Genomic DNA, 24467 nt, shown 5'->3' with positions numbered 1-24467 from the left:
GGCACGCGTCATCATGGCCCCCGGAACGGATCACCGCCAGTACCCCGACGGCCGCGGGAACGACCCGGCCCGGTGCCGCCGGACGGGGAGTCCGGGCGGCACCGGGCCGGGTGGCACCGTGGAGCCGTGGCGCTGTCGCGCGTGGTGCGCAGGGCCGTGTGATGCGCAGGGCCGGGCGGAGCGTCCCCGGTGCGGACGGACCGTCAGCCCTGGCAGATGCCGCGGGTGTAGTCGACGGTCGCGGCGGCCTGCGAGTACTGCCACTGCGGCGCCAGCAGGCGCTGGTCGAGCTGCGCGGCGGCGGCGCGGTCCTCGACGACGTAGCCGAAGTCCTGCAGCCAGGCCGGGTAGAGGTTCTTCGAGCCGATGAAGAAGGCGGATCCGTCGACCGAGACCAGCTTGTGGTGCAGCGCGTACGGGTGGCCGTCGGCCCAGGCCGAGCTGGGGGCGGCGCGGAACGGGGCCAGCTGGAGGTTGCTGCACATCGCCGACTTGGCCTTGGCCGGGTCGCCGAGGCGGGCGGTGAGGCGGGCGGCGAGGGTGTCGCTGATCTCGTTCAGGGACTTGATCTGCGAGTAGCCGCCGCTGCCGACCACGCCCCGGTTGGCCGGGTCGCTGACGACGATGCGGACCTTCACGCCGTCGGCCATCTTCGCCGCGAGCAGGTCGAAGAGCCGGGCGTCGTAGCGGGGCAGCGGCGGGCAGGTGCCGGTGACGTCCTGCTGGGAGATGTCGATGCGGCTGCCGGCGCTGGCGATCAGCGCGCGCAGGGCGGGCTCCTCCGGGTTGACCGTCTCGTAGTCGCGGTCGGCGTTGGTGCGGTCGCTCAGGCCGATCGGGCCGCACTTGACGCCGTCGACGCCGGGCACCGCGTCCGGTCGGAAGGCGGAGGCGGAGTCCTTGTCCCGGATCCCGACGCCCAGGCCGCCGACGGCGAGCGCCGAGAGGCCGCCGGTGGCGGGCACCCGGCCGGCCGGCGGGTTGACCCGCTTCTCCAGGTCGGGGGTGCAGGAGGCGCCGTTGGTGGAGGCGAACCAGGCGGCCGAGAACACCCCGGTGTTGCGGCAGGTCCAGTCCCAGAGCGTGTCCAGGTAGGCGCCGGCGGAGGCGGCGGCCGGGCCGTTCAGCGCGAGGTCGACGTCGGTGACCGGGTGGGCGGTGTCGAGGTAGTCGCCCTTCCAGTTGTTGATCCCGCCGGTGATGACGCTCTGCCCGTCGACGACCAGCAGCTTGGAGTGGTTCCAGGAGAACGCGGTCTTGGCGGTGGTCATCGCGGCGACCTCGATGGTGACCCGGCCGGCGGCGTCACCGAGCCTGGCCACCAGGTCGTCCCGGTACTTCGAGGGGAGCGCGGTGATGTTGTACAGCGGCGCTGCCCCGGCGAGCACCCGCACGTGCGGCGCGTTCCCGGCGGCCACCGAGGCCTTGAGGCCGGCCGCGATGGCGTCCTGGAAGGCGCCGTCCGGGAACGGCGCGAGGGTCGAGATGTCGACGGTCCGGGTGGCGCGCGAGATGTTCTCGCGCATCTTGTCGAGCAGCCGGCGGGTTCCGGTGCGCTCGGTGCAGGAGGGGTCGCCCCAGCAGCCCGGGGTCTGCAGCAGCCAGCCGCCCGGGTCGTCGGCGGGCGCGTCGAGCCGGTTGCCCTCGGTCCGCTGCCACACCGTCCCTTCCAGGCCGGGGGACACCTGACGCAGCGTCCGTTCCACCGCGTCCAGGTGCGGGGTGGCGGCGGGCGGCGCGGTCGGGGCCGGGACGGGGGCCGGGTCGGCGAACGCCGGGGCGGCGGGGAGCGCGCAGACGGCGGCGACGAGGGCCAGCGCCGAACCGGCGAGACGGCGGCCGGAACGGCGGGACTGGTGATCGAGCACGTACGGGTCCTTCATGAGGGGCCGGGAATGTTCACCCGGTCGACATCCTTGAATTACCCAAGGGTAACCTGAGTCGGTGTCAGGATCCTGCCAAAGCCGGCCCGGCGCGCTCGCGGCGGGCGGCCGCACAGGCGGGAACGACCGCGCCCCGGGCCGGAGTTGACCGGTCCGGGGCATGATCGAAATTCCCCGGCGGGAGGGGTCCGGACCGGCCGAGAGGGTCCGGACCGGCCGAGGGAACGGGATCAGCCGTCGCTCTCCGCGGACGGCAGGTACGCGCCCGGCACGTCGTTCGGCGCGTGGATCCCGCTCTCCCCCGGGTACGGGGTGGTCCAGTTGTGCGTCTGGTACCAGACCAGGTGCTCCATCTGCGCCGGGTTCGCGTGGTCCGGCACGGCGTTCGCGCCCGTCAGCCGCTGCTGCGACTTCCAGGCCTCCCACTGGGCGGCGACGGCCTGCTCGGCCGCCGGCGGCGCGGTCGTGGCCGGCACCGCCGCCGCGCGGACGTCCTGCGCCGCGGGGACGTCGACGCCGCACGCGGGCGGCGTCTTCAGGCCGTCCGTCAGCGAGGTCCGGTTGGGCACCGCGGTGAACGGCGTGTAGTCCGGCTCGGTGGTGAAGGCCGTGGCCATCGGGCTGGCCGCGCTGTCCTTCTGGTTCATCGGGCGGATCCCGAGGATCTGCTCGATGGTGCGGACCACGGTGATCTGCGAGTAGTAGCGGCTGTCGACGGCGCCGTGCTGCGCCCAGGGGCTGATGATCTGGATCGGCGCGCGGTGGCCGTCCACGTGGTCGAGGCCGGCCTGGGAGTCGTCCTCGACGACGAAGACCGCCGAGTCCTTCCAGTACTCGCTGTGCGAGATCTCGTCCACGATCCGGCCCGTCGCCAGGTCGTTGTCGGCGACCTGCGCGGCCGGGCCCGCCGGCCCCCCGGTGTGGTCGCTGGAGAGCCACAGCATGTTGAGGTCGGCCGGGCCGTTCTGCTCGAAGTCCTGCTTCCAGATCTGGTAGCGGTAGAGGTCCGGCACGGCGGTGTCGAACTTGGGGAAGCCGGGCACCGACACGCTGTTGAGCGACGGGATCGGCGAGGAGGACTCCAGCGGGTAGGCGCTGCCCGCGCCGGTCGCGTCCATCGTCCTGGCGTCGCAGTACAGGTTCTGCCAGCTCGCGCCGTCGGGCTTGGTCAGGAACTGGTGGAACTCCCCGAAGTCGCGCACCGTCCGGCCGGCCGCCTGCGCGCCCGTCCACAGGAAGCCCGTCCGCTGGTGGCCCAGGGCGTCGTCCTCGGTGTCGTAGCTGCGCTCGTACTCGCCCGCCGACGACTCGGTGTACTCCGGGTTGTCGGCCTGCATCAGCCAGTTGTGGCCCTCGGCGGAGTTGGTGCCGATGTCGTAGGTGTTGTCGTAGAGCCCGAACTGCTCGGCCAGCGCGTGCTGGTTCGGCGTCACGTTCGCGCCGAACTGGGCCAGCGTCGGGTCACCGTTGCCCTTCGCGACGTCGCCGAAGACCTGGTCGTAGGTCCGGTTCTCCTTGACGATCAGGAAGACGTGCTTGATCGGCGACGGGTCGCCGATCCGGTTCGGCACCGGCACCGGCTTCGCCCGGTGTCCGTTCGCCGTCTTGACCGCGCCGTTGGTCCAGCCGTTCTGCCGGAACACCTGGGCGGTCCGGGAGCGGATCTCCCGGTCGCTCGGCAGGGTGAACTGCGTCAGGCTGGAGGTGGTGTCGTGGGTCTTGTGCGCGCCCGTGCCGTTCGGCCGCCGCGCGTCGATGCCACGGGTGTTGGAGACGACCACCTTCGACCCGACGGTGGTGACCTCCGCCGGGAAGTAGTCCGTGGGCAGCAGGCCGACGTAGCTCACCGGCTCCTGCGCACCGGCGAAGCGGTAGACCGCCACCGCGTCGGCCCGGCCCAGGGTGACCAGCAGGCGGCCGTCGTCGGTGAGCGTCACGGCGGTGGGCTCGTAGCCGACCGACGCCTCCGGCCACGGCCTGGTGGAGATCGTCTGGACGACCTTGTCGTGCCGGGTGTCGATCACCGACACCGCGTCGCTGCCGGTGTCGGTGACGAACAGGACGCCGTTCTTGGCGTAGAGCGCCGTCGGGTGCAGGCCGACGGCCACGGTCGCGACGGCGGCGGCCGGGTCGGCGAGGTCGATCACACCGACCGTGCCGGTGGTCGTGGCGCCGGTCTCCGGATCGGCGGGCACCTGGGTGCCGTACGAGTTGAGCGTGTCGTCGTCGGCCGTGGCCGGGCGCCCGCCCTCGTTGCCGACGTACAGCTTGTGGCCGACCAGCGCGATGCCGCGCGGGGCGTTGCCCACCGTCCAGCTGTGCCCGATCGCGCCGGTCGCCGCGTCGATCGCGACCACCCGGTTCTGCCCGTTGACCGCCGCGTAGACCGTCGAGCCGTCGGCGGAGAACACCGCCCCCGACGCCAGCGCGTGCTTGTCGCCGTCCGCGGGTATCGGCACCGCCACCGGGGCGGCCAGGGACCCGTCGGCGTTGACGGTGAACCTGGTGTAGCCGTCGAGCTGGCCCAGCCACAGCTGCTTGCCGTCCGGCGAGTACACCGGGGACTCCTGGCCCACCGCACCGCTGGGGATGTGCAGTTCGTCCGCCTTGGCGCTGCCGACGCGCTGCTGCACCTTCCCGGTCCCGAGGTCCACCACGACCAGCGCCGCGTCCCCGTCGGCGACCGAGGCGGCCAGGTGGGCGCCGTCCGGGCTGACCGCGGACCCCATCAGCTTGCCGTTGTCGATGACCTGCCGGCTCCCGTACGGGGCGATGTACTGGTCGCTGGAGATCACCTGACCGTCGGCGGTGACCTGGCCGACCTGGTCCGTGCCGAACTGCTGGGTGGTCGCGAAAGCCGTGCCCGTGGCCACGGCGACGGCCGTGATGCATGCCGTGGCGAGCGTGGCACGGCGGCCCACGCGGCGGCCGAGAAGGACGAAGTGCTCCTTCTGGGGACGTCGACGTCGCGTTACCTGCATGGCGTCAGCCCTTCGTTGGGTTCGTCGAGCTCATCGGGTCGGTCTGGTTCTGCGGGGTGCATCCGGTTTCGCCGGTTCTTCGCCGTGGTCGCGTCAGTCGGGGGTCGTCGCCGAGGGGAGCAGCTCGATCCGGCCGTCGAACTGCCAGAGCGGGTTCGGCGCGTCGCCGCCCGGGGTGTGCACCAGGAAGTAGCCGTTCACGTCCTTCGGTCCGTCGCCGTCGGCCACCAGGCGCCCGTCCGCCGCGACGTCGAGCTGGTAGACCGCCGTCCCGGGCGCGTCGGTGCCGGGCAGGTGCCAGGTGACGACGCAGCGCCAGTCGTTGCCGGGCCCCTCCGGATCGACCTGCCCGTCACCCCGCTCGCACGCCGCCGAGACCCGCAGCTGGGCCTCCGTGACGGCGGGGCGGTGCAGTTGGTCGGTCTGCAGCCGGTACAGGTGCGCGAACACCGTGGCCACCGAGTGCTGGACCTTCGCCTGCGAGATCCCGGACCCCGTCGAGGGCGTCGCCAGGGCGAGCGCGCCGAAGGCCAGCGCCAGCAGCCCGGCCGGCGGCAGCACCCCGTAGCCGAGCGCGCGGCGCCCCCCGCCGTCCTCGTGGCCGGTGGTGAAGTCCCGCCGCACGAACACCCGGTGGGCCAGCGCGGTCGCCACCGCGGCCCACAGCAGGCTGACCGCGACGGCGACCAGCAGCTCGTCGAGCCGCGCCGGGGCGGCGAACAGCCCGTCCCAGGAGACGAAGGCGTAGCCGGGCAGGGCGAGACGCAGCGCCACCGGCAGCGGCAGCATCTGCGCGAGCTGCATCGCGACGGCCGCCAGTGCGGGGACGAGCAGCCCCATCGGCGACCGCCCCAGGAGGACGGAGCCGAGCAGCCCGATCGCGGCCAGCGCCAGCGTGGGCGCCAGCGCGCAGCCCCACGCCAGCAGCACGCGCCCGGCGGCGTCCGACGGCGCCAGCAGGTGCCCGTCGACGCCGACCAGCGGATCGTTGCCGACCGCGGCCAGCCCGCCCGCCGTGCTCGATACCGCCAGTCCGGCGACCAGCAGCACGATCACGGTGACGCTCGCCGTCGCCTTCGCCGCGAAGATCCGCCCCGGCGAGCGGACCGTCATCAGCAGGTGCCGCCACGTCCCGAGCCGGTCCTCGACCGCGAAGACGTCGCCCGCGACCACCGAGGTCAGCAGCGGCAGCGCCCACGTCCCCGCGAACCCCAGCACCACCAGCGGACCGGCCCAGCCGGTGGCGTGCATCCAGCGGCCGAACAGCGTGTCGGAGGGCAGCGTCCCCTGCTGGGCCACCGCGGCCACGAACAGCCCCGGAGCCGTCCAACAGGCCAGCACCAGCAGCCGGATCCGCCACTGCGAGACCAGCTTGACCAGCTCGAAGCGGTACACCCGGCCCACCGGCACCCGGCCGGCGGCAGGCGTACGGGCGGTGCTCACGCGCGCGACGGACGTCCTCACGGTTTGGCCTCCGGGTGCTCGGTCAGGGCGAGGTACGCGGCCTCCAGCGGCGGGACCACGGGCACGACCTCGCGCACCCGCACCTCCGCCCGCACCAGCGCGGCCACCAACTCCTCGACGGCCCGGCCCGACGCGCGGACCACCAGGGCCTCGGCGCCGCGCCACACCCCGGCCGCCGGCAGCACCCGCACGCCCGCGACGCCGATCGCGACCTGCCGGGCGGTCGGCGGATCGGAGGTGAGCAGCCGGTGGTCCGCCGCGCGGCCGCCGGCCGCCAGGGCGTCCAGCGGGCCGGAGTAGCGGACCCGCCCGGTCGCGAGGATCGTGACCTCGTGGCAGAGCGCCTCCAGGTCGTCCATGCGGTGGCTGGACAGCACGACGGTCACGCCCTCGCCCGCGAGCCGCCGCAGCACGCGGTGCACGTGGTGCTTGCCCGCCGGGTCAAGGCCGTTGGACGGCTCGTCGAGCACCAGCAGCCGCGGCTCCGTCAGCAGCGCCGCCGCCAGCCCGAGCCGCTGCCGCATGCCCAGCGAGAACCCCCGTACCCGGTCGTCGGCGACGTCGGTCAGCCCGACCTCGGCCAGCACCTCGTCGACCCGCCCGGCCGCCGTGCCCTGCCCGCGCAGCGCCGCCAGCGCGGCCAGGTTCCGGCGGGCGGTCAGCGACGGGTACAGCCCGGGGCCGTCCACGAATCCGGCCACCCCGTACGGCGCCGCCGACGCCCGGCCGACCGGTCTGCCCAGCACCTGCAGCTCGCCGCCGTCGGCGACGGCCAGCCCGAGCAGCAGCCCCAGCAGCGTCGTCTTCCCGGCGCCGTTCGGCCCGGCCAGCCCGTGGATCCGCCCGGGCGCCAGCTCCAGCGCGACCTCGTCGAGCGCCACGACATCACCGAAACACTTCGTCAAACCACGTGCGCGTACGGCCGGTTGCGTCTCGTCCATGGCTCCTTCTCGCAGTTCCCCAGGGACCGTAGGGCCTTGACGGGGCGCCGTCAGGAGCGTGTGCTTGAACACCGGGGGAACACCAGAAGGCAGCGCTCGCCCGGGGCGGGGGCCACCCGGACCTGCCGCGCCGGCGTCGGGAGTCGTGCGACCGCGTTCCGTCCGGCGTCGCCTCGCGCGCCGCCCGGGAAGGACGGCCGGCGGGCCGGGCATACGGATGACAGTGGTTCCGCGCCCGCGCCGTCCGCCGCCGCATCCACCGTCTTCCCGGCGCCCAACTCTATGGTGAGGAGATGGTCATGGCATCCACCGAGCCCGTCGTACCGTCCGCGGACGGTACGCCCGCCGGACAGCAGACCGTCCGTCAGCAGACCGCCGGGCAACAGACCGCCGGACAACAGGCCGCCGGACAACAGGCCGCCGGCGCCGACCGGATCGGACACCACCTGGACCGGCTCTGCCCGCCCGCGCCCGCCGGGCTGGCCGTCTGGCTCCCGGACGGACACCGCAGCGGCCTGCCGGCCGACACGGCGCAGGCCCTCGACCGGCGGCTGCACCGGGCGCTCGCCGAACCGGTGCGGCACATGGTGGAGGCGGGCGGGCGGCGCTGGCGCCCCGCGCTGCTGCTGCAGATCGTCGACCTGCTCGGCGGCGACGGCGACCGCTTCGGCGTCCTGGCGGCCGCGCTGGAACTGGCCCACACCGGCTCCCTGGTCGTGGACGACGTCCAGGACGGATCGGCGCTGCGCCGGGCGCGACCGGCCGCCCACGAGGTGTACGGCCTGCCCGCCGCCCTGACCGCGGGGACCAGCGCCTACTTCGCCTTCGACCGGGCCGTCGGGCTGTGCGCCCCCGACGACCCGGCGTTGCAGGGCCGGATGCGCGAGGTCCTCCTCGCCGCGCTGCGGGCGGCCCACGCCGGGCAGGCCCTCGACATCCAGGGGCACCGCCGCGAGATGGACCAGGCGCTGGCCGCCGGCGACAGCGGCCCGCTGCGGAGGCTGGTGCTGGCCACCCACCGGCTGAAGTCCGGTGCCCTGGTGGGGGCGTGCTGCGAGATCGCCGCGATCGCGGCCGGCGCCGACGCGGCGGTCAGCCGGGCACTGCTGGACTGGGGGACGGCCATCGGCACCGCCTACCAGATCGCCGACGACGTCGCCGACCTGCGCGGCGTCACGGACGACCGCGGCACCCTGACCAAGAACGTGGCCGAGGACCTGCGCAACGGCAAGGTCACCCTGCCGCTGGCCCACGCGGCCACCCTGCTCCCCCGCCCCGCCGCCGAGGCCCTGTGGACCACGGTCCGCGACGGCGGCGCACCCGAGGCCGACATCCACGCGGCCCGCGACGCCCTCCTGCGGTGCGGCGCCGTCACGGCGAGCGAACGCGACGCCGACCGGCTGTGCGCCGACGCCTGGCGGACGCTCGCCCCGCTGCTGCCCGCCACCCCGGACACCGCCCGCCTCCGCACCCTCGGCCACCACGCCGTCCACGCCCGCCGACCCCGCTGATCCCTCCGGCGCTCCTCGGAAGCAGGCGAGGGCCTACCCGTCGAGCCGGATGGTGGCGAGGGTGTCCCAGCAGATCCGCCGGCCGGGCAGGGCGGTGCCGGGCACCGGGACGGATTGCCAGAACACCTCGTTGACGATGATCCGGCGCACCGTGAACGGGGCGTGGCCGGGCCGGACCCGGTGGACGGCCTGCGCCAGCTCGTCGGTGTCGGTGTCGGCGGCCGCGTAGGCGACGGTGGTGTGCAGCACGCCGAGCGGGTAGGCGGTGGAGTCGGGCCCGAAGACACGGTGGACGGCGGCGCGGACGCGGTGCTGGAGGGCGGCGAGTTCGCCGTCGGGGTGGAGGTCGAGGCGGACTCCGGTGCGGTAGGCGATCGGCGATCCGGCCTGCAGCCGGAGCGGCCCGATCCCGGCCACCGAAACCCGCAACTCCTCGGCCAGATCGCGGTGTTCGGCGTCGGTGAAGCTGTCGGCCGGGCCGGAGGTGACCATGTCGAGGGTGATGTGCGCGCGTTCGTCGGGCACCGGCACGACGGGGAAGCCGGCCAGGGCCTTGCGCAGGTCGGCGAGGAGGGTGTGCAGGGCCGACCCGGGCGGCAGATCGGGCAGTGCGTAGACCTGGAGGGCACGCAGGCCGTCCGGCCAGGGGGCGCGGCCGAAGGTGGGGTGGAAGGGCTTCATGTCGTCTCCTGGCGGTCAGGGGCGGGCGCGGGGTCGGGGCCGGGAGCGGGGTCGGGGTCGGCAGCGGGGGCGGTCTGGCGGGGCAGGTGGTCGCCGATGCCGTACTGGGCGGCCTGCAGCCGGTAGGCCTCGCGGTACTCGGTGGGCCGGGCCATCAGCTCGTCGTGGGTGCCCTCCTCGATGAGGCGGCCGTGGTCGAGGACGTAGATGCGGTCGGCGCGGGCGGTGGCGGCGAGGCGGTGGGTGATCAGGACGACGCTGACGCCGAGCCCGGTCAGCGCGCGGATCCGGTCGAAGACCTGGATCTCCGCCTTGGCGTCCAGGGCGCTGGTCGGCTCGTCCACCACGACCAGGTGGGGCAGGCGGCCGTCGGGGCCGGGAGTGGTCACCCGGTGGCGCAGCCGGGCGAGGGCGACGCGCTGCCACTGGCCGCCGGAGATGCCGACGCCGCCTTCGAAGCCCTTGGCGAGGAGGGTGTCCCAGCCGCGGTCGAGGTCGGCGAGCACCGGGTCGAGGTCGGCGTAGTCGGCGGCTTCCTCCAACTGGGCCTGGGTGCTGGGGACTTCGGGGCGGCCTAGGAGGAGGTTGGCGCGCAGGGTGAGTGTCCAGCGCTGGAAGTTCTGGGCGAGCAGGGCGATGCCGGCGAACAGGTGGGCGCGGTCGGCGGTGGCGGTGTCGGTGCCGTCCCACAGGATTCGGCCCCGCTGCGGCTGGTAGACGCCGCACAGGAGGTGGGCGAGGGTGGACTTGCCGGAGCCGTTCTCGCCGACCAGGGCGATGACCTCGCCGCGGTGGACGGTGAGGCTGACCCGGTCGAGGGCCGGGGTGTCGCGGCCCGGGTAGGTGAAGGACACGTCCTCGACCCGGATCTCGTCGGGCCGTTCGGGCAGGGGTGTGCCGCCGGCGGGGATCGCGCGGCGGTGCCCGTCGCGGCGCAGCCGTTCCAGGTCTGCGACGAACAGGCCTTCCTCGTACAGGCCGTTGATCTGGGAGACGAGGCCTCCGATGGACGCGGAGCCGGTGCGGATGGCGACCACCGCGGTGCCGGCCACGGCCAGCGGCATCGAGCCGGTCTCGACCAGCCAGCCCAGCAGCGCGAACGCGCCGGTGGTGGCGAGCCCGGCCAGGAACGCGGTGAGCAGGTCGGTGCGGGCCTTCGCCCCGGCCAGCCGGGTCTGTTCGCGTTCGGCCGCGCGGGCCATCTGTTCGTAGTGCCGCAGGAGGAACGGTCCGCAGGCGTGCACCCGGACCTCGGCGGCGGACCACGGGCGGATCAGCATGTCCGAGATCAGGCTGCCGGCGCGGTTGTGCTGGAGCATCGCCTGCGTGGACAGGTAGCGGCGGCGGGCGGTGCGCACCGCGCCCCAGCCGCGCGGGGCGGTGATGAGCAGCAGCATCGGCAGCAGCGCCGGGTGGAGGACGGACAGCACCCCGGCGGCGGAGACCAGCGCGAAGAGGGCGGTGAGGACGGCGGTGGCCTGGCCGATGATGTGCTGGATGGATCCGGCGCCCCAGCGGGCGGAGTCGACCTCGGCCAGGAACTCGGGGTCCTCGATCGCCGCCAGCTCCGAGCGGGAGACGATGCCCAGGAAGTCCACGGTGGCCGCCCGGAACACGGCCGGTTCCAGGCGGCCGGAGGCGAGTCCGGACACGGCGGCGAGTGCCGCCGACAGCGCGGAGACGACACCGACGGCGACGACCGCCGGAAGCGCCGCGCGCAGGACCGTCGTCACGTCGCCCGGGGTGAGGAGGCTGCCGAGCGCCCGGTTGGTGGCGATCAGCGCGACCGCGGCGGCGACGCCGCGCAGCACCTCCGCCGCCAGCAGGGCCACCAGGGCCAGGCGGTCGGCGGCCCACGCCATCTGCCCGGCCAGTTTCAGGAAGCGGGGCATCTGGCGGGCGACCGTCCGGAACGTCACCTTGGCGCCGGCGAACTCGTGCCGGGCCCAGCCGTAGTCGTAGCGCATCGGGCCGCCGAACAGCAGCTGTTCGCTCTCGGAGGCCGGCGGGGCCGGCGGGACCGGGGGGTGGTCCGTCGTGGTGCTCGTGCGGGGTGCGGTCATGGCACTCCTGCCGTCAGGGGTACGGGCGGTGGCGGGGGGCAGGGCCGAGCAGGTCAGCACTGGACGGGGCGGAACAGCGCAGGACGGGGCGGGTGCGGAAGGGCCGGGATGCCCAGTGTCCGTGCTGCGCCCGCGCGCCGGGCCGGGCCACGGCCGGATCACCCGAGTGGGTGACGGCGCGCGGTGGCGAGGCCGAGCTGCGCCGTGCCCCGGGCCGCGGTCGGCTCGGGCACGGCCCGGGCGTATCCTGCTCGGTTCGCCTTCCGGCGGGCGCCGACGTGCGTCGGCCGGGTGGGGAGAGGGCGGGAGGCTGCGGTGGTCACGGAGTTGTGGGAGCGGGTGCTGCACCAGCAGGGCGCGTACTCGCAGTTGGCGCTCGCGGGTGAGCGGGTGGTGGTGCACGAGCGCCGCACCCGCCTGGTGTGCCTGGGGGCGGCGGACGGCACGCCGCTGTGGGACGTCCCGGCGGTGGCCTGGCCGCGGGCGCTGGTCGTCGTGGGCCGGCGGGTGCTCGTGCTGCCGCAGGACCGCGATGTGCTGGCCTGCCTCGCTCTCACCACGGGAGAGCTGCTCTGGCAGGCCGAGGTGGAGCACTGGACCGGTCAGGTCGCGCTCGCGGACGGCGTGGTGCTCGTCGGCGGCTGGCGCGGGTACACCCCGCTGGCGGCGTTCGACCTGACGGACGGTCGGCCGCTGTGGCGCAGCGGTTCGCGGGCGACGACGGAGCGGCCGGTCGCCTGGGCGGGAGGGTTCCTGCTGGGCCACGGCGCCCGGGCCTGGCTGGTCGATCCGCGGGACGGCCGGGAGTCGGCGTCCTGGGAACTCCCCCGGCCGTTGACGGGTGCCGACGGGCGTCCCGTGTTCACGGTGGTGGACGCGGATCGCTGCGCGGTGGGCTGCGACGGGGGCGCGGTGGTGGCGCTCCGCGCCGACGGCCGGCGACCCGAGCTGCTGATGACCCACGAGGGCCCGCTGCTGGGTGAGGCGCCGCTGCTCGTGGACGGGGTGCTGTGGCTGCGCGAGGTGCGGGCCGCCGGCGCCGGGTACGTCACGGTCGATCCGCTGGACGGTACCCGCCGGTGGCGGGCCGGCCTGGGCACCCCGGCGGCCCAGGGGGTGGTCGGGACGGCGGGCGGGACGGTGCTCGCGTCGGAGGGCGGAAGGTTGTTCCGCCTGGACGCCGGGGGCGGGGTGGCCGGGCGGGAACGGCTCGGCGGCCGGATCGCGGCCGTGCACGACCTCGGTGCCGGGCGCTTGCTGACCGTCACCCGGAACAGCCTGCGGGCGTGGCGGCTCTGACGACGTGGAAGCACCGCTGCGGGGCTGCCACCCGAGGGCGGCAGCCCCGCGATCCGCACCCCGGCCATGAGCCCCGGCCATGAGCCACGGGCTACGGGCTACGGGCTACGGGCTACGGGCTACGGGCTACGGGCTACGGGTAGGCCACCACCGTCGACGGCGTGGTCGAGCTGCCGGAGGTGGCGGCACCGGTGCCGTCGATGACGTGGTTGTACTGGCCCTTGCCGCCGAGCGAGACCACCAGCAGGTCGTGGAAGCGCACGCCCGCCCGGGTCGGCGCCTCGAAGCCGTGGTCCATCCGGATGGTCGGGTCCACGTTGAAGTAGCAGTAGCTCCCGAGCCCCCAGCCCTCGTGGGCGGTGACGTTGTCGTCGACCTTGTACGCGGCGAAGCCCAGCGTGGATCCGTTCTGGATCGCGGCCTGGTTCGGGGCGTCGTACGCCTTCTCGTTCTGGAAGAAGATCGTGCGGCCGCGTTCGCCCGACCACTCGACGTCGTACTTCCTGAAGTGTTCGACGAACAGCCCGGTGCCGAGCACGTCGGCGCCGCGGACCACGAGGCCGTAGTCGGCCGGGTTGACGTCCCAGCCGACGCCGGTGCCGTGGTCGGCCCGCCAGATCCAGGTGTGGTCCACGATCACGTCGTTGCTGTTGACGACGATGCCGGTGGTGGTGGTGCCGGCGCCCGCACCGCCGACCCGGACGAACACGTCCTGCAGGGTGGTCGGGTCGGCGGCGTGGCCGCCCTTGGCACCGTCCGGGCCGACCCGCACGAGGGCGTCCGACCGGACGGGCCCGGCGTCGACCAGCAGGCCCGCCAGCCGCACGCCGTCGACGTCGGCCACCTGCACGGCCGTCACCCCGTTGTCGGGGACGAGGGTCGCCAGGCCGAGGCCCAGCACCACGGTGTCGGGCCGGTTGATCGCGATCGGCCGGTCGAGGTGGTAGACGCCCGGGGTGAAGAGCAGGTCGAGACCCTGGGCCAGGGCCGCGTTGACGGTCGCGGCGCTCGCCCCCGGCTTGACGACGTAGAAGCGGCTGAGCGGGCGTGACTCGCCCTGCAGCGCGCCGTCCCAGGACACGCCCCGCGCGTTGCTGCGCCGGGCCGGCATGAAGACCTTGTAGTCGGCACCGTCCAGGTAGAGGAAGGGCTTCTCGCGGGAGACCGGCGTGGTGTCCAGCGTGGTGTAGGGCGGGTTGGGGAAGCTCTGGGCCGGGGCGCCCTGGACGCCGGAGAAGACCTGGTTCCACACGCCGTTGGTGAACCCGCCGATCGCACTGTCGCGGGTGTACCACTGCTGCTGGGAGTAGTTGCCGACGGTGCCGTCGATCCTGCTGTCCGCGATGTAGCCGCCGCTGGCCCAGCCGTACCCGGCGGGCGAGAGGTCGAGGCCGCCCTTGACGTGCATGCGGCGGAACGGGGCCGCCTGGGCCACGGCCCAGCGGTCGGTGCCGCTGACCGGGTTGAGGGCGAGGTTCTCGGCGGAGCGCCAGAAGTTCTGGGTCGCGTTGCCGTTGAACCAGCCGGCGTCGACGGTGACGTCGCCGTTGACGCTGGTGTCGTCGGGCCTGAGCCCGAGACCGGCGACCGAGGTGTAGAAGCCGAGTTGGACGTTGAGGCCGGTGTAGGTGCCCGGCTTGAAGAGCAGCGCGTACCGGTCGGAGCCGAACTGGTTGGCCTCCTGCTGGTGGAAGATCCGGTCCACGGTGGCCTGGATGCCGGGCGTCGCGGGGTCGAAGACCAGCACGTTGGGCCCGAGGTCGCCGCCGCCCTGGACCGGGGGCACGTCGGAGGTGTTCACCCGGAACGCCCACAGGGAGTAGCCCCAGTTCGTGCCCCGGGCCAGCCCGGTCATCCGGACGTAGCGGCCGCTGCCGGCGAGGGGCACGGTCTCCGTCCCGCCGGTCCCGCTTCCGGTGCTGTACAGGGTGCGCCAGGACGCGCCGTCGTCCGAGACCTCGATCCGGTACGAACGCCCGTACGCGGTCTCCCAGTCGAGGCTGACGCGGCAGACCTGGCGGACCGCGCCGAGGTCGACCTGCAGCCACTGCGGGTCGCTGAAGGCCGAGGACCAGCGGGTCCCGGGGTCGCCGTCCACGGCCGCTCCTGCCGGGGTGCCCGCGTTCTCCGTGGAGGAGGCGACGGCCGGCCGGCCCTTCGCGGCGTCGTCGGTGCCGCAGTCGGCGGAGGCGGAACCGGAGCCGGAACCGGCGGACGAACCGGAGCCGGAGGACGAGCCGGAAGAAGAGGCCCGAGCCGCAGCGGGGGCCGGGCCGGGGCGGGGGCCGGCGGCGGACGCCGGAGCCGGCACCGCCAGGGCCGACACGAGGAACAGGAGCAGGCCCAGTACCGTGCCCGGTACCGAGCGCGGGCGTGCTGAAGAATGCCTCATCGGCATGTCCCTAGGTGAGGTGGGTGGGGGTTCCGGTGGCGCGCGGCAGCGGCCCGTGGGGGATCGCCTCACCGGGCGGTCGGGGTTCACCGGGGATCGACTCGGGGACGTCGCCCGGGCAGCTGTACGCCGGGCCGTCCCTGACGGCGAGTCTCGGGCCGTCGTCCGGCCACTGTCAACCCGCCGGGCCGACTTTCCTCAGGGTGTGAACTATGCGCTGGCGTCGGAGAGATGCGAACGATCGGGGAGCTGCCCGCCGGAGTCCAGGAAGTCCGACAGCGGCAGGGTGGCGGCCCCCGTGGTGACCGCCTCCGGCCCCAGCGTCCCGAGGACGATCAGCGCGTGCTCGTACGGGAAGCGCAGCGCGTACCCGGTGGCCGCGGCGCGGATGCCGGGCAGCAGCCGGGGCCCGAGCAGCAGGCCCGCCCAGCCGCCGATCACGATCCGCTCGGGGTTGAACAGGTTGACCAGGTCCGCGATCCCCGCGCCGAGGTACTCGGCGGCCTCGTCGAGCAGTCCGACGGCGGCCGGCTCCCCCGCCTCCGCGGCCGCCAGCAGCGCCGCCAGCCCCGCCTTCTCGTCGCCGGGCGGGGCCGCCCCCCAGCGCTCGACCAGCGCCTCGGCCCCGACGTAGGCCTCCAGGCAGCCGCGGGCGCCGCAGCGGCAGCGGCGGCCGCCGACCTGCACCTTGGTGTGGCCCCATTCGCCCGCGCTGCTGGTGGCTCCCCGGTAGCGCGCGCCGTCGGCGATGACGCAGGCGCCGACGCCGGAGCCGACGAGCGCGACCACCGCGTGCCGGGCGCCGCGCCCGGCCCCGAACCACATCTCGGCCTGCCCGAGCGTCTTGGCGCCGTTGTCGACGAACAGCGGCAGGCCGGTGCCGGCGCGCAGCAGGCGGCCGAGCGGGACGGCGTCCCAGCCGACGGTCTGCCCGTGCACCACGATGCCCAGCCCGTCCGTGCCGGGCGCGCCCTGGTCGACGATGCCGGGCACGCCGACGCCGACGCCGAGCACCGCCTCGGGGGCGGTGCCGGTGCGGTCGAGCACGTCGGCCAGCCCGGCGAGGATCAGCTCCGCCACGTGGCCGGCGTCGCGGCCGCGGTCGGAGAGCGGAAGGTCGCCGGCGGCCAGTTCGGTGCGGGTCAGGTCGAAGAGGGCCACCCGGACCTGGGTCTCGCCGACGTCGACGCCCACCAGCCGGAAGCGCCCGGCGGCGACCCCGAGCATGGTCCGCGGGCGGCCGCCGTCGGAGCCCACCGAGCCGCACTCCTCGATCAGGCCGTCGGCCAGCAGCTCGCCGGTCACGTTGCTGACCGAGCCCGCGCTGAGGCCGGTGAGCGCGCCCAACTCCTGTCTGCTGAGCGGCCCGTCGAAGTAGAGCCTGCGCAGCACGGTGGCCCGGCTGCCCCTGCGCAGGTCGCGCACCGTGTTTCCGCCTCGCCCGGTCACGGGCACCCCTCCTGTCGGTTCGTCACTCACTGTCCGGTCCCTTGACGCGCAACGACCCGCAGCCGTTAAATCACGCCGTGAAGTAAGCCGCTGCCCAGGGTACTTCCCTTCGCCTTCCGTTTCGCCCGACCCTGTCCGAGAGGGGCGCCACCATCATGCCCAGCAGCCGCACCGCCGCGGCCACCGCCCTGGCCGCCGCACTGGTCCTCACCGCCACCGCCTGCGGCGGCCAGGGCGGCGGCGACAACAGCAGCCCCACGACGCTCACCTACTGGGCGTCCAACCAGGGCACCGGCCTGGACGACGACCGCCGGGTCCTGGAGCCCGAGCTGAAGAGCTTCGAACAGCAGACGGGGATCAAGGTCAAGCTCGAAGTCATCCCCTGGTCCGACCTGCTGAACCGCATCCTCGCCGCGACGACCTCCGGCCAGGGCCCGGACGTCCTCAACATCGGCAACACCTGGTCCGCCTCGCTGCAGGCGACCGGCGCCCTGCTGCCCTTCGACGCCGCCGCCCTCGACAAGGCCGGCGGCCGGGACCGCTTCCTGCCCTCCGCCCTCGCCTCCACCGGCGCGGCCGGTCAGGACCCGGCCGCCGTCCCGCTCTACTCGATGGCCTACGGCCTGTACTGGAACAAGCGGCTCTTCGCCGAGGCCGGGCTCGACCACCCGCCCGCGACCTGGGAGGAACTGGTCGCCGACGGGCACCGGCTCACCTCCGGGGACCACTACGGCCTCGCGGTCGAGGGCGGGAACGTCTCCGAGAACGTCCACCACGCCTTCACCCTCGCCAAGCAGCACGGCGCCGACTTCTTCGACGCGGCCGGCAGGCCCGTCTTCGACGGCCCCGGCACGGTGGCCGCCGTCAAGCAGTACGTGGGGCTGCTCGGCACCGAGCGGATCGCCGCTCCGGGCAACGCCGAGTACGGCAACAACCAGTCCGTCGCCGACTTCGCCACCGGCAGGGCCGCGATGCTGATGTGGCAGTCCGCCGGGGCGAACCTCGCCTCGCACGGGATGAAACCCGAGGACTACGCCGTCGCGCCGGTCCCCGCACCCGCCGGCGCGAGCGGCGAACGGGCCACCACCTCCATGGTCGCCGGCATCAACCTCGCCGTCTTCCGCAACACCCACAACACCGACGGCGCACTGAAGTTCGTGAAGTTCATGACCGGCACCGACGAACAGATCCGGCTCAACCGGGCCTACGGCTCCATCCCGCCGGTCAAGGACGCCCAGGCCGACCCGGCCTTCGCCACGCCCGAGCTCAGGACCCTCGCCGACGTGCTCAGGACCAGCGCCGCGCCCCTCCCCCAGGTCACCGAGGAGAGCCAGTTCGAGACCCTGGTCGGCACCGCTGTGAAGAACCTGATGGGCGCCGCCGCCGCGGGCCGGCCCGTCACCGACGACGCCGTCCGGGCCGAACTCGCCAAGGCCCGGCAGCAGATGCCGGCGCACTGAGGTGTCCGACGCACCGGCCGTCCGCACCGGCCCCGACGCCCACCCGGGCCACCGCACCGACGCCCACCCGGGCCACCGCACCCGCCGCGACCGCGAGGGGAGTCCCGACCGGTCCGGCCGCCGCGCCCGCCGCCGCGCCGCACTGCCCTACGTCCTCCTCCTCCCGGCGCTCCTGCTCGAACTGCTCGTCCACCTGACGCCGATGGTCGTCGGCGCGGCGATGAGCTTCAAACAGCTCACCCAGTTCACCATCCGCGACTGGTCCACCGCCCCGTGGACCGGCCTCGGCAACTACCGGACGTCCGTGGACTTCCACGCCCCGGTGGGCCGCGCGCTGCTGCACTCCTTCTGGATCACCTGCGCCTTCACCGTCCTCGCCGTCGGCCTGTCCTGGCTGATCGGCACCGTCGCCGCCGTCCTGCTGCAGGACGCCTTCCGCGGGCGCGGGCTGCTGCGCGCCCTGTTCCTGCTGCCGTACGCGCTGCCGGTGTACGCGGCCGTCATCACCTGGTCGTTCGTCTTCCAGCGGGACACCGGCCTGCTCAACCACGTCCTCCACGACCAGCTGCACCTCGTCGACGACAAGCCCTTCTGGCTGCTCGGCGACCACAGCTTCGCCGCGCTGGTCACCGTCGCGGTCTGGCGCAGCTGGCCCTTCGCGTTCCTCACGCTCACCGCCGGCCTGCAGAACATCCCGCGCGAGCTGTACGAGGCCGCCGCCCTCGACGGCGCCGGCGTCTGGCAGCAGATCCGGCGGATCACCCTGCCCTCGCTGCGCCCGGTCAACCTCGTGCTGGTGCTCGTGCTGTTCCTGTGGACCTTCAACGACTTCAACACGCCCTACCTGCTGTTCGGCAGGTCCGCCCCGGAGGCCGCCGACCTCCTCTCCGTCCACATCTACCAGTCCTCGTTCGTCACCTGGAACTTCGGCGCGGGCTCCGCCATGTCGGTGCTCCTGCTGCTCTTCCTGCTGCTGGTGACGGCCGGCTACCTGCTGCTCGCCTCCCGCCGGAGGACCCCGGGCCGAAGGAGTGCGCGATGATCGGGACGTCCGCGTCCTTCCGGTGGCTGCGCCGGATCCTGCTCACCGGGCTGGCGGTGTTCGCCGCCACTCCGGTGCTGGTGATGCTCTCCAGCTCGCTCAAGCCCCTCCAGGACGTGCAGGGCCCGTTCCGGTGGATCCCCAGCACCCTGACGCTGCGGCCCTACCTGGACATCTGGCACACCGTCCCGCTCGGCCGTTACCTCGTCAACTCCCTGATCGTGGCGGGCGGTTCGACGGTCTGCTCGGTGCTGGTCGCGGTGCTCGCCGGGTACGCGGTGAGCCGGTACCGCTTCCGCGGGCGCCGGCTGTTCACCGTCACGGTGCTGTCCACCCAGATGTTCCCGGGCATCCTGTTCCTGCTGCCGCTGTTCCTCATCTTCGTCAACGTGGGCAACGCGACCGGGGTGGCGCTGTACGGCAGCCGCGGCGGTCTGATCCTCACCTACCTCACCTTCTCGCTGCCGTTCTCGATCTGGATGCTGGTCGGGTACTTCGACTCCGTCCCCCGCGACCTGGACGAGGCGGCCCTGGTCGACGGCTGCGGGCCGGTACGGGCGCTGGTGCGGATCATCGTGCCGGCGGCGCTCCCGGGCATCGTGGCGGTCGCCGTGTACGCCTTCATGACCGCGTGGGGCGAGGTGCTGTTCGCCTCCGTCCTCACCGACGACCGGACCCGCACGCTGGCCGTCGGCCTCCAGGGCTACGCGACGCTCGGCGACGTCTACTGGAACCAGGTGATGGCCGCCTCCCTGGTGGTGAGCGTGCCCGTCGTCGCCGGGTTCCTGCTGCTCCAGCGCTTCCTGGTGGCCGGCCTGACCGCCGGAGCCGTCAAATGACCGGATCCGCCGGCCCGGCCCCCGCCCCCGCCCCCTCACCCGCCCCTCACCCTCCCCTCGCCCGCCGAAAGGCAGCCCCGTGACCGACCTCAGCGCCCTGCCCGCCGACTTCCTGTTCGGGGCCGCCACCGCCGCCTACCAGATCGAGGGCTCGGCGGACGCCGACGGACGCGCACCGTCCATCTGGGACACCTTCTCGCACACCCCCGGCCGGATCGTCGGCGGCGACACCGGCGACACGGCCTGCGACCACTACCGCCGCTGGCCCGAGGACGTCGCCCTGATGCGCTCCCTCGGGCTGGACGCCTACCGCTTCTCGATCGCCTGGCCGCGCGTGGTGCCCCTGGCGGACGGCCGGGTCAACCCCGCGGGCCTGGACTTCTACGACCGGCTCGTGGACGGCCTGCTCGCGGCCGGCATCGTCCCGTTCCCGACGCTCTACCACTGGGACCTCCCGCAGGCCCAGCAGGACCGCGGGGGCTGGCCGGCCCGCTCCACCGCCGAACGCTTCGCCGAGTACGCGGCCGCGGTCGGCGAACGGCTCGGCGACCGCGTCACCTACTGGGCCACCCTCAACGAACCCCTCTGCTCCGCCTGGATCGGGCACCTGGACGGCACGATGGCCCCCGGCCTGACCGACCTCACCGCGGCCGTCCGGGCCTCCTACCACCTCCACCTCGGCCACGGCCTGGCGGTCCGGGCGCTGCGTGAGACCGCGCCCGGCGCACGGATCGGCATCGTCAACAACCTCAGCCCGATCGAGCCGGCGAGCGGCTCGCCGGCCGACCGGGCCGCCGCCGCCCGCGCCGACGGCCACATCAACCGCTGGTGGCTCGATCCCGTCCTCGGCCGCGGCTACCCGGCGGACATGCGGGCCGAGTACGGCGTCGACCTGCCCGTCCGCGACGGCGACCTCGACCTGATCGCCGCACCGCTCGACTGGCTCGGCCTCAACTACTACTTCCGGCAGATCGTCGCCGACGACCCCGGCGGCCCGGCCCCCCGGTTCCGCCAGGTGCCCGGCCCCAACCAGCGCCATACGGCCATGCCGTGGGAGGTCCACGCACCGGGCCTGGAACAGCTGCTGCTGCGGCTGACCCACGACTACGGCGTTCGACGGATCTTCGTCACCGAGAACGGCTCCGCCTACCAGGACACGGTCGGGCCGGACGGCGGCGTCCACGACCCCGAGCGCACCGCGTTCCTCCGGGAGCACCTGGCGGCCTGCGCCCGGGCCGCCGCTCGGGGAGCGGGCCCGGCCGGGTACTTCGCCTGGTCGCTGCTGGACAACTTCGAGTGGGCGTACGGCTACGACAAGCGATTCGGCCTGGTGCACGTCGACTACCCCACCCAGCGGCGCACCGTGAAGACCAGCGGTCTCCGCTACGCCGAACTGATCGCCGCCCACCGCGGCCGGGGCGGCGGGGCCCCCGGCACGCCGCACTGACCGCGCCTCACCCGCCGGGCCCGCGGCTCACCCCGCCCGGGCCCGGCTCCGGACCCGCTGGGCGGCCAGGGCGGTGAGCGCGAGGACCACGGCCGCCGCGACGCCGACCGCGCCCCAGGCGGGCAGCAGGACGGACGCGGGCAGCAGGGCCGCGAGGACGAGCACCAGGCTCGGCCCGTACCAGTCGAGCACGGTGCGGGCCGGGTCTCCGTAGCGCAGCGAGATCGCCGCGTTGGCGGTGTAGAAGGCGAGGACCCCGCCGCACAGCGCCCAGCGGGCGCCCGGCGGGAGGTGGTCGTCGGGGTCGGCGACGGCGGTGCCGAGCGCGCCCGACAGCACCGTGATGCCGGCGATCAGCACGAACGGCAGGTACATCACGGTGTCCCGGATCGCCGTGTCGGCGCCGCCCGACTGGGCCCGGTCGAGCCCGCGGGCGGCGCTCTCGGTGCCCCAGCGGAAGAATGCCAGGGCCAGCTCGGCGACGACCGCGAAGCCGAGGAAGGCGGCGGCCGCCGAGGCGCCGGTGAAGTGGTCGGCGAGGGTGGAGACCACGGTGAAGACGCTCTCGCCGAGCACGATCACCACGAACAGGCCGATCCGCTCGACCAGGTGCTCGATCGACATCCGCTCGTAGAACGTCGCGGTCACCCCGGCCCGGACCGCCAGCAGCGTGGCCTCCAGGGCGATCCCCAGGCCCCACAGCACGAACCGCTCGGGGCTCGGCAGCGCGGCCGACACCCCCCAGATCACGGCCGGCGCCAGGCAGTACGCCAGCGGGCGCCACAGCGGCAGCGGGTTGTCCCGGTGGCGGGCGTGCCCCCACCAGATGCCGAACAGCCCGAGGCGCACCCAGGCCGCGCCGAGCGCGTACGCCCACGCCCGGTCGCCCAGCCCCTCGGGCGCGGCGGCCGCCATCAGGCCGAGCCCGGGCATCACCCCGAGCAGCACGGCCTGCATGCGCGGCGCGGCCGACCCGAAGACGTTGACCGTCACCATCAGGTTCGCCCAGGCCCACCAGGCCGGGAAGAACAGGACGAGGAACGTGCCGAAGTCACCGGCGTCCGGGTCGCCGTGCAGCCCGTGGGCGAGGACCGCGACCGTCACCACGAACACCAGGTCGAAGAACAGCTCGAACCAGCCGGCCCGGTGCTCCTCGCCGTCCACCGGCGCCGCGCTCTCGCTCACGGGCCCCACTCTGCCCCCGGGCGGCGCGCCGCGTGCGCCGACGCGGCCGTTCGGGTGGGATCGCGGCGGCGGACGGTTGCGGACCACCGCGGGTGGGACGCACGGGTGACAGCCCGTCGACGGCGGGCCGACGCGGCGACCGCCCGACGGACGGCTCCGCCCCGTCCCCCGGAGAGGAGCCCCAGTGGACGAACGACCGGCGGACCGCGCCGCACCGGACGATGGACGGTACGGAACGGACCTCTTCGCGCCCGACGAGACGGGCGAGGGCGAGCGCATCGACTACGGCGCGCTGGCCTACGACACGACGACCCGGGCCCGGCTGACCGCCCTCGGCGTCGGTCCGGGGTGGCGCTGCCTGGACGTCGGCGCCGGCACCGGCACGATCAGCCGCTGGCTGGCCGAGGAGGCCGGCGTCGACGAGGTCCTGGCCCTCGACCGGGACCCGCGGTTCGTCCGGGCCCGCCCGGACGGCCGGCTGCGCACGGCGACGGCGGACGTCACCGACCCGGCGCTGGCACCCGGCCGCTTCGACCTGGTCCACTGCCGGTTCGTCCTGATGCACCTGCCCGGGCACGCCGAGGTGCTGGCGCGCCTGGCCGACTGGGTGGCGCCCGGCGGCTGGCTGGTCGTCGCCGACGCCGTCGACCTGACCACGGCGCACTCGCCGCAGCCCGCCTACCGGCACGCCATGGCCGCCATGTGGCAGGCGCTGCGCGAGCGGATCGGCACCGACATCACCTGGGTGACCCGCTACCCGCAGCTCCTGCGGGGGCTGGGCCTGCAGGAGGTCGGCGCCGAGGTGCACGTGCCGCCGCTGACCCCCGACGCGCCCGTCACCGCCTTCTGGCGCACCACCTGGCTCAGCATGCGCGACGCCCTGGAGGCCGGCACCGCCCTGGAGCCGGGCGAACTCGACCGGGCCCTCGCCTACCTGTCCTCCCCCGAGCTCGCCGACCTCTCCCCCGGCATGATCACCGCCTGGGGGCGCCGGCCGGCCGCCACGGGCTGAACGGGGCCTCCCGGCCGGGGCACGGCCGGGGCGCGGCCGGGGCGCGGCCGGGGCGCGGCCGGGGCGCGGCCGGCGTCTCAGGACACGGGGGTGGCGTCCGTGGTGAGCGCCGTCAACAGGGGCTCCAGGAAGCGCTGTTCGAGCCTGCCCGGCGGCAGCTGCTCGGGTTCGACGTAGCTCTGCGCCAGGCCTCCCTCGCGGATCGCGATCAGCAGCCGGGCCACCTCGTCCGGGTCCGCGGTGAGGGTGCGTCCGGCCCGGGCGAGGTGGTCGGTGAGCGCCCGGGCGAGCTCGGCGCGCAGCCGGGCGTCGTGCCGGGCCAGCACCCAGGCGGCCTGCCGGTCGCGGATGGCGTGCAGGGTGAACTCGGTGGTGACGAGGTACCAGTCGCGTTCGGCCGGCTCGACCTCGCACAGGACCTCGACCAGCGCCTGCACGGTGAGGTCCTCGGTGGCGATCGAGTCGACCAGTTCGGTCATCCTCCCGACGATCCGGTCGCTGTGCGCGTCGAACAGCGCGAGGAACAGCTCCTCCTTGCTGCTGAAGTTCGAGTAGAACGCGCCCCGGGTGTAGCCGGCCCGCTCGCAGATCTGCTCGATGGTGGCGGCGCGGAAGCCCTGCTCGGCGAAGGTCTCCAGCGCGGCCTGCAGCAGGGCCGCACGGGTGCGCGGTCGTCGCTTGGTCTCACCCTTGGGCATCGGTGGCGTCCCGGTTCACTCGGAGGTCGGCGGTCGGCGGTCGGCGGTCGGAGGCGGCGGACGGATCCCGAAGCCCGGCGGACGGCCCCGCCGGCCGGATTCGACCCCGCATCGGATCCA

At 74.4% G+C, this 24467-nt stretch carries 17 protein-coding genes; 7 read left to right on the top strand and 10 right to left on the bottom strand.

Going from position 1 to position 24467, the window contains the following annotated elements:
* Positions 1 to 203 precede the first annotated feature (203 nt).
* The 4 genes from ACIRST_RS01720 to ACIRST_RS01705 all read right to left on the bottom strand — a co-directional run bounded on the left by ACIRST_RS01720 (position 204) and on the right by ACIRST_RS01705 (position 7269).
* On the bottom strand, positions 204 to 1868 hold the full coding sequence (locus ACIRST_RS01720; protein WP_402799066.1) for a phospholipase D-like domain-containing protein: 1665 nt from the start codon (positions 1866 to 1868) through the stop codon (positions 204 to 206).
* Between the two features lie 245 nt (positions 1869 to 2113).
* Positions 2114 to 4864 (bottom strand): bifunctional YncE family protein/alkaline phosphatase family protein, encoded by a 2751-nt coding sequence (locus ACIRST_RS01715; protein WP_402799064.1) that lies wholly within the window; start codon positions 4862 to 4864, stop codon positions 2114 to 2116.
* A 93-nt stretch (positions 4865 to 4957) separates the two neighbouring features.
* Positions 4958 to 6307, bottom strand: coding sequence for an ABC transporter permease (locus tag ACIRST_RS01710; RefSeq protein ID WP_402799062.1), 1350 nt, complete (start codon positions 6305 to 6307; stop codon positions 4958 to 4960).
* 17 nt (positions 6308 to 6324) lie between these two features.
* Positions 6325 to 7269 carry an ABC transporter ATP-binding protein gene (locus ACIRST_RS01705; RefSeq protein WP_402799060.1) on the bottom strand — a complete coding sequence of 315 codons (945 nt, stop codon included), beginning with the start codon at positions 7267 to 7269 and terminating at the stop codon, positions 6325 to 6327.
* A gap of 299 nt (positions 7270 to 7568) precedes the next feature.
* On the opposite strand from ACIRST_RS01705, the gene ACIRST_RS01700 reads away from it, so the two are divergent.
* Positions 7569 to 8780 carry a polyprenyl synthetase family protein gene (locus ACIRST_RS01700; RefSeq protein WP_402799058.1) on the top strand — a complete coding sequence of 404 codons (1212 nt, stop codon included), beginning with the start codon at positions 7569 to 7571 and terminating at the stop codon, positions 8778 to 8780.
* A gap of 33 nt (positions 8781 to 8813) precedes the next feature.
* Here ACIRST_RS01700 and ACIRST_RS01695 read toward each other — a convergent pair whose 3' ends face one another.
* Positions 8814 to 9461: a 2'-5' RNA ligase family protein gene (locus ACIRST_RS01695; protein WP_402799056.1), complete on the bottom strand. Its 648-nt coding sequence runs from the start codon at positions 9459 to 9461 to the stop codon at positions 8814 to 8816.
* Positions 9458 to 11524: an ABC transporter ATP-binding protein gene (locus ACIRST_RS01690; RefSeq protein WP_402799054.1), complete on the bottom strand. Its 2067-nt coding sequence runs from the start codon at positions 11522 to 11524 to the stop codon at positions 9458 to 9460. The genes ACIRST_RS01695 and ACIRST_RS01690 overlap by 4 nt, the downstream gene beginning before the upstream one ends.
* Before the next feature lie 315 nt (positions 11525 to 11839).
* On the opposite strand from ACIRST_RS01690, the gene ACIRST_RS01685 reads away from it, so the two are divergent.
* Positions 11840 to 12823, top strand: a complete 984-nt coding sequence (locus ACIRST_RS01685; protein WP_402799052.1) for a PQQ-binding-like beta-propeller repeat protein — start codon at positions 11840 to 11842, stop codon at positions 12821 to 12823.
* Positions 12824 to 12956: 133 nt separating this feature from the next.
* On the opposite strand, the gene ACIRST_RS01680 is transcribed toward ACIRST_RS01685, so the two are convergent.
* On the bottom strand, positions 12957 to 15215 hold the full coding sequence (locus tag ACIRST_RS01680) for a discoidin domain-containing protein (protein WP_402799049.1): 2259 nt from the start codon (positions 15213 to 15215) through the stop codon (positions 12957 to 12959).
* 210 nt (positions 15216 to 15425) lie between these two features.
* A complete protein-coding gene (locus ACIRST_RS01675; protein ID WP_402799047.1) occupies positions 15426 to 16664 on the bottom strand; it encodes an ROK family protein in 1239 nt (412 codons plus the stop codon).
* 155 nt (positions 16665 to 16819) lie between these two features.
* Here ACIRST_RS01675 and ACIRST_RS01670 point away from each other — a divergent pair, with 155 nt between their 5' ends.
* From ACIRST_RS01670 to ACIRST_RS01655, 4 genes are all read left to right on the top strand, one after another.
* Positions 16820 to 18124, top strand: a complete 1305-nt coding sequence (locus tag ACIRST_RS01670; protein ID WP_402799044.1) for an ABC transporter substrate-binding protein — start codon at positions 16820 to 16822, stop codon at positions 18122 to 18124.
* 1 nt (position 18125) lies between these two features.
* Positions 18126 to 19166, top strand: a complete 1041-nt coding sequence (locus ACIRST_RS01665) for a carbohydrate ABC transporter permease (protein ID WP_402799042.1) — start codon at positions 18126 to 18128, stop codon at positions 19164 to 19166.
* A complete protein-coding gene (locus ACIRST_RS01660; protein ID WP_402799040.1) occupies positions 19163 to 20005 on the top strand; it encodes a carbohydrate ABC transporter permease in 843 nt (280 codons plus the stop codon). The genes ACIRST_RS01665 and ACIRST_RS01660 overlap by 4 nt, the downstream gene beginning before the upstream one ends.
* A gap of 79 nt (positions 20006 to 20084) precedes the next feature.
* Positions 20085 to 21452: a GH1 family beta-glucosidase gene (locus tag ACIRST_RS01655; RefSeq protein ID WP_402799037.1), complete on the top strand. Its 1368-nt coding sequence runs from the start codon at positions 20085 to 20087 to the stop codon at positions 21450 to 21452.
* Between the two features lie 27 nt (positions 21453 to 21479).
* On the opposite strand, the gene ACIRST_RS01650 is transcribed toward ACIRST_RS01655, so the two are convergent.
* On the bottom strand, positions 21480 to 22637 hold the full coding sequence (locus ACIRST_RS01650; protein ID WP_402799034.1) for a low temperature requirement protein A: 1158 nt from the start codon (positions 22635 to 22637) through the stop codon (positions 21480 to 21482).
* A 184-nt stretch (positions 22638 to 22821) separates the two neighbouring features.
* Here ACIRST_RS01650 and ACIRST_RS01645 point away from each other — a divergent pair, with 184 nt between their 5' ends.
* On the top strand, positions 22822 to 23649 hold the full coding sequence (locus tag ACIRST_RS01645; RefSeq protein WP_402799032.1) for a class I SAM-dependent methyltransferase: 828 nt from the start codon (positions 22822 to 22824) through the stop codon (positions 23647 to 23649).
* 77 nt (positions 23650 to 23726) lie between these two features.
* Here ACIRST_RS01645 and ACIRST_RS01640 read toward each other — a convergent pair whose 3' ends face one another.
* A complete protein-coding gene (locus ACIRST_RS01640) occupies positions 23727 to 24347 on the bottom strand; it encodes a TetR/AcrR family transcriptional regulator (RefSeq protein ID WP_350522828.1) in 621 nt (206 codons plus the stop codon).
* Between the last annotated feature and the right edge of the window lie 120 nt (positions 24348 to 24467).

The organism is Kitasatospora sp. NPDC101447 (assembly GCF_044767225.1).
Classification (GTDB): Bacteria; Actinomycetota; Actinomycetes; order Streptomycetales; family Streptomycetaceae; genus Kitasatospora.
This window is presented reverse-complemented; position numbering and strand designations above follow the sequence as displayed.

What these genes read in the sequence shown, in the direction of transcription:
- ACIRST_RS01680 (WP_402799049.1), bottom strand. Translation starts at nt 15,215, where the DNA reads ATGAGGCATTCTTCAGCACGCCCGCGCTCGGTACCGGGCACGGTACTG.
- ACIRST_RS01670 (WP_402799044.1), top strand. Translation starts at nt 16,820, where the DNA reads ATGCCCAGCAGCCGCACCGCCGCGGCCACCGCCCTGGCCGCCGCACTG.
- ACIRST_RS01705 (WP_402799060.1), bottom strand. Translation starts at nt 7,269, where the DNA reads ATGGACGAGACGCAACCGGCCGTACGCGCACGTGGTTTGACGAAGTGT.
- ACIRST_RS01715 (WP_402799064.1), bottom strand. Translation starts at nt 4,864, where the DNA reads ATGCAGGTAACGCGACGTCGACGTCCCCAGAAGGAGCACTTCGTCCTT.
- ACIRST_RS01695 (WP_402799056.1), bottom strand. Translation starts at nt 9,461, where the DNA reads ATGAAGCCCTTCCACCCCACCTTCGGCCGCGCCCCCTGGCCGGACGGC.
- ACIRST_RS01640 (WP_350522828.1), bottom strand. Translation starts at nt 24,347, where the DNA reads ATGCCCAAGGGTGAGACCAAGCGACGACCGCGCACCCGTGCGGCCCTG.
- ACIRST_RS01690 (WP_402799054.1), bottom strand. Translation starts at nt 11,524, where the DNA reads ATGACCGCACCCCGCACGAGCACCACGACGGACCACCCCCCGGTCCCG.
- ACIRST_RS01660 (WP_402799040.1), top strand. Translation starts at nt 19,163, where the DNA reads ATGATCGGGACGTCCGCGTCCTTCCGGTGGCTGCGCCGGATCCTGCTC.
- ACIRST_RS01700 (WP_402799058.1), top strand. Translation starts at nt 7,569, where the DNA reads ATGGCATCCACCGAGCCCGTCGTACCGTCCGCGGACGGTACGCCCGCC.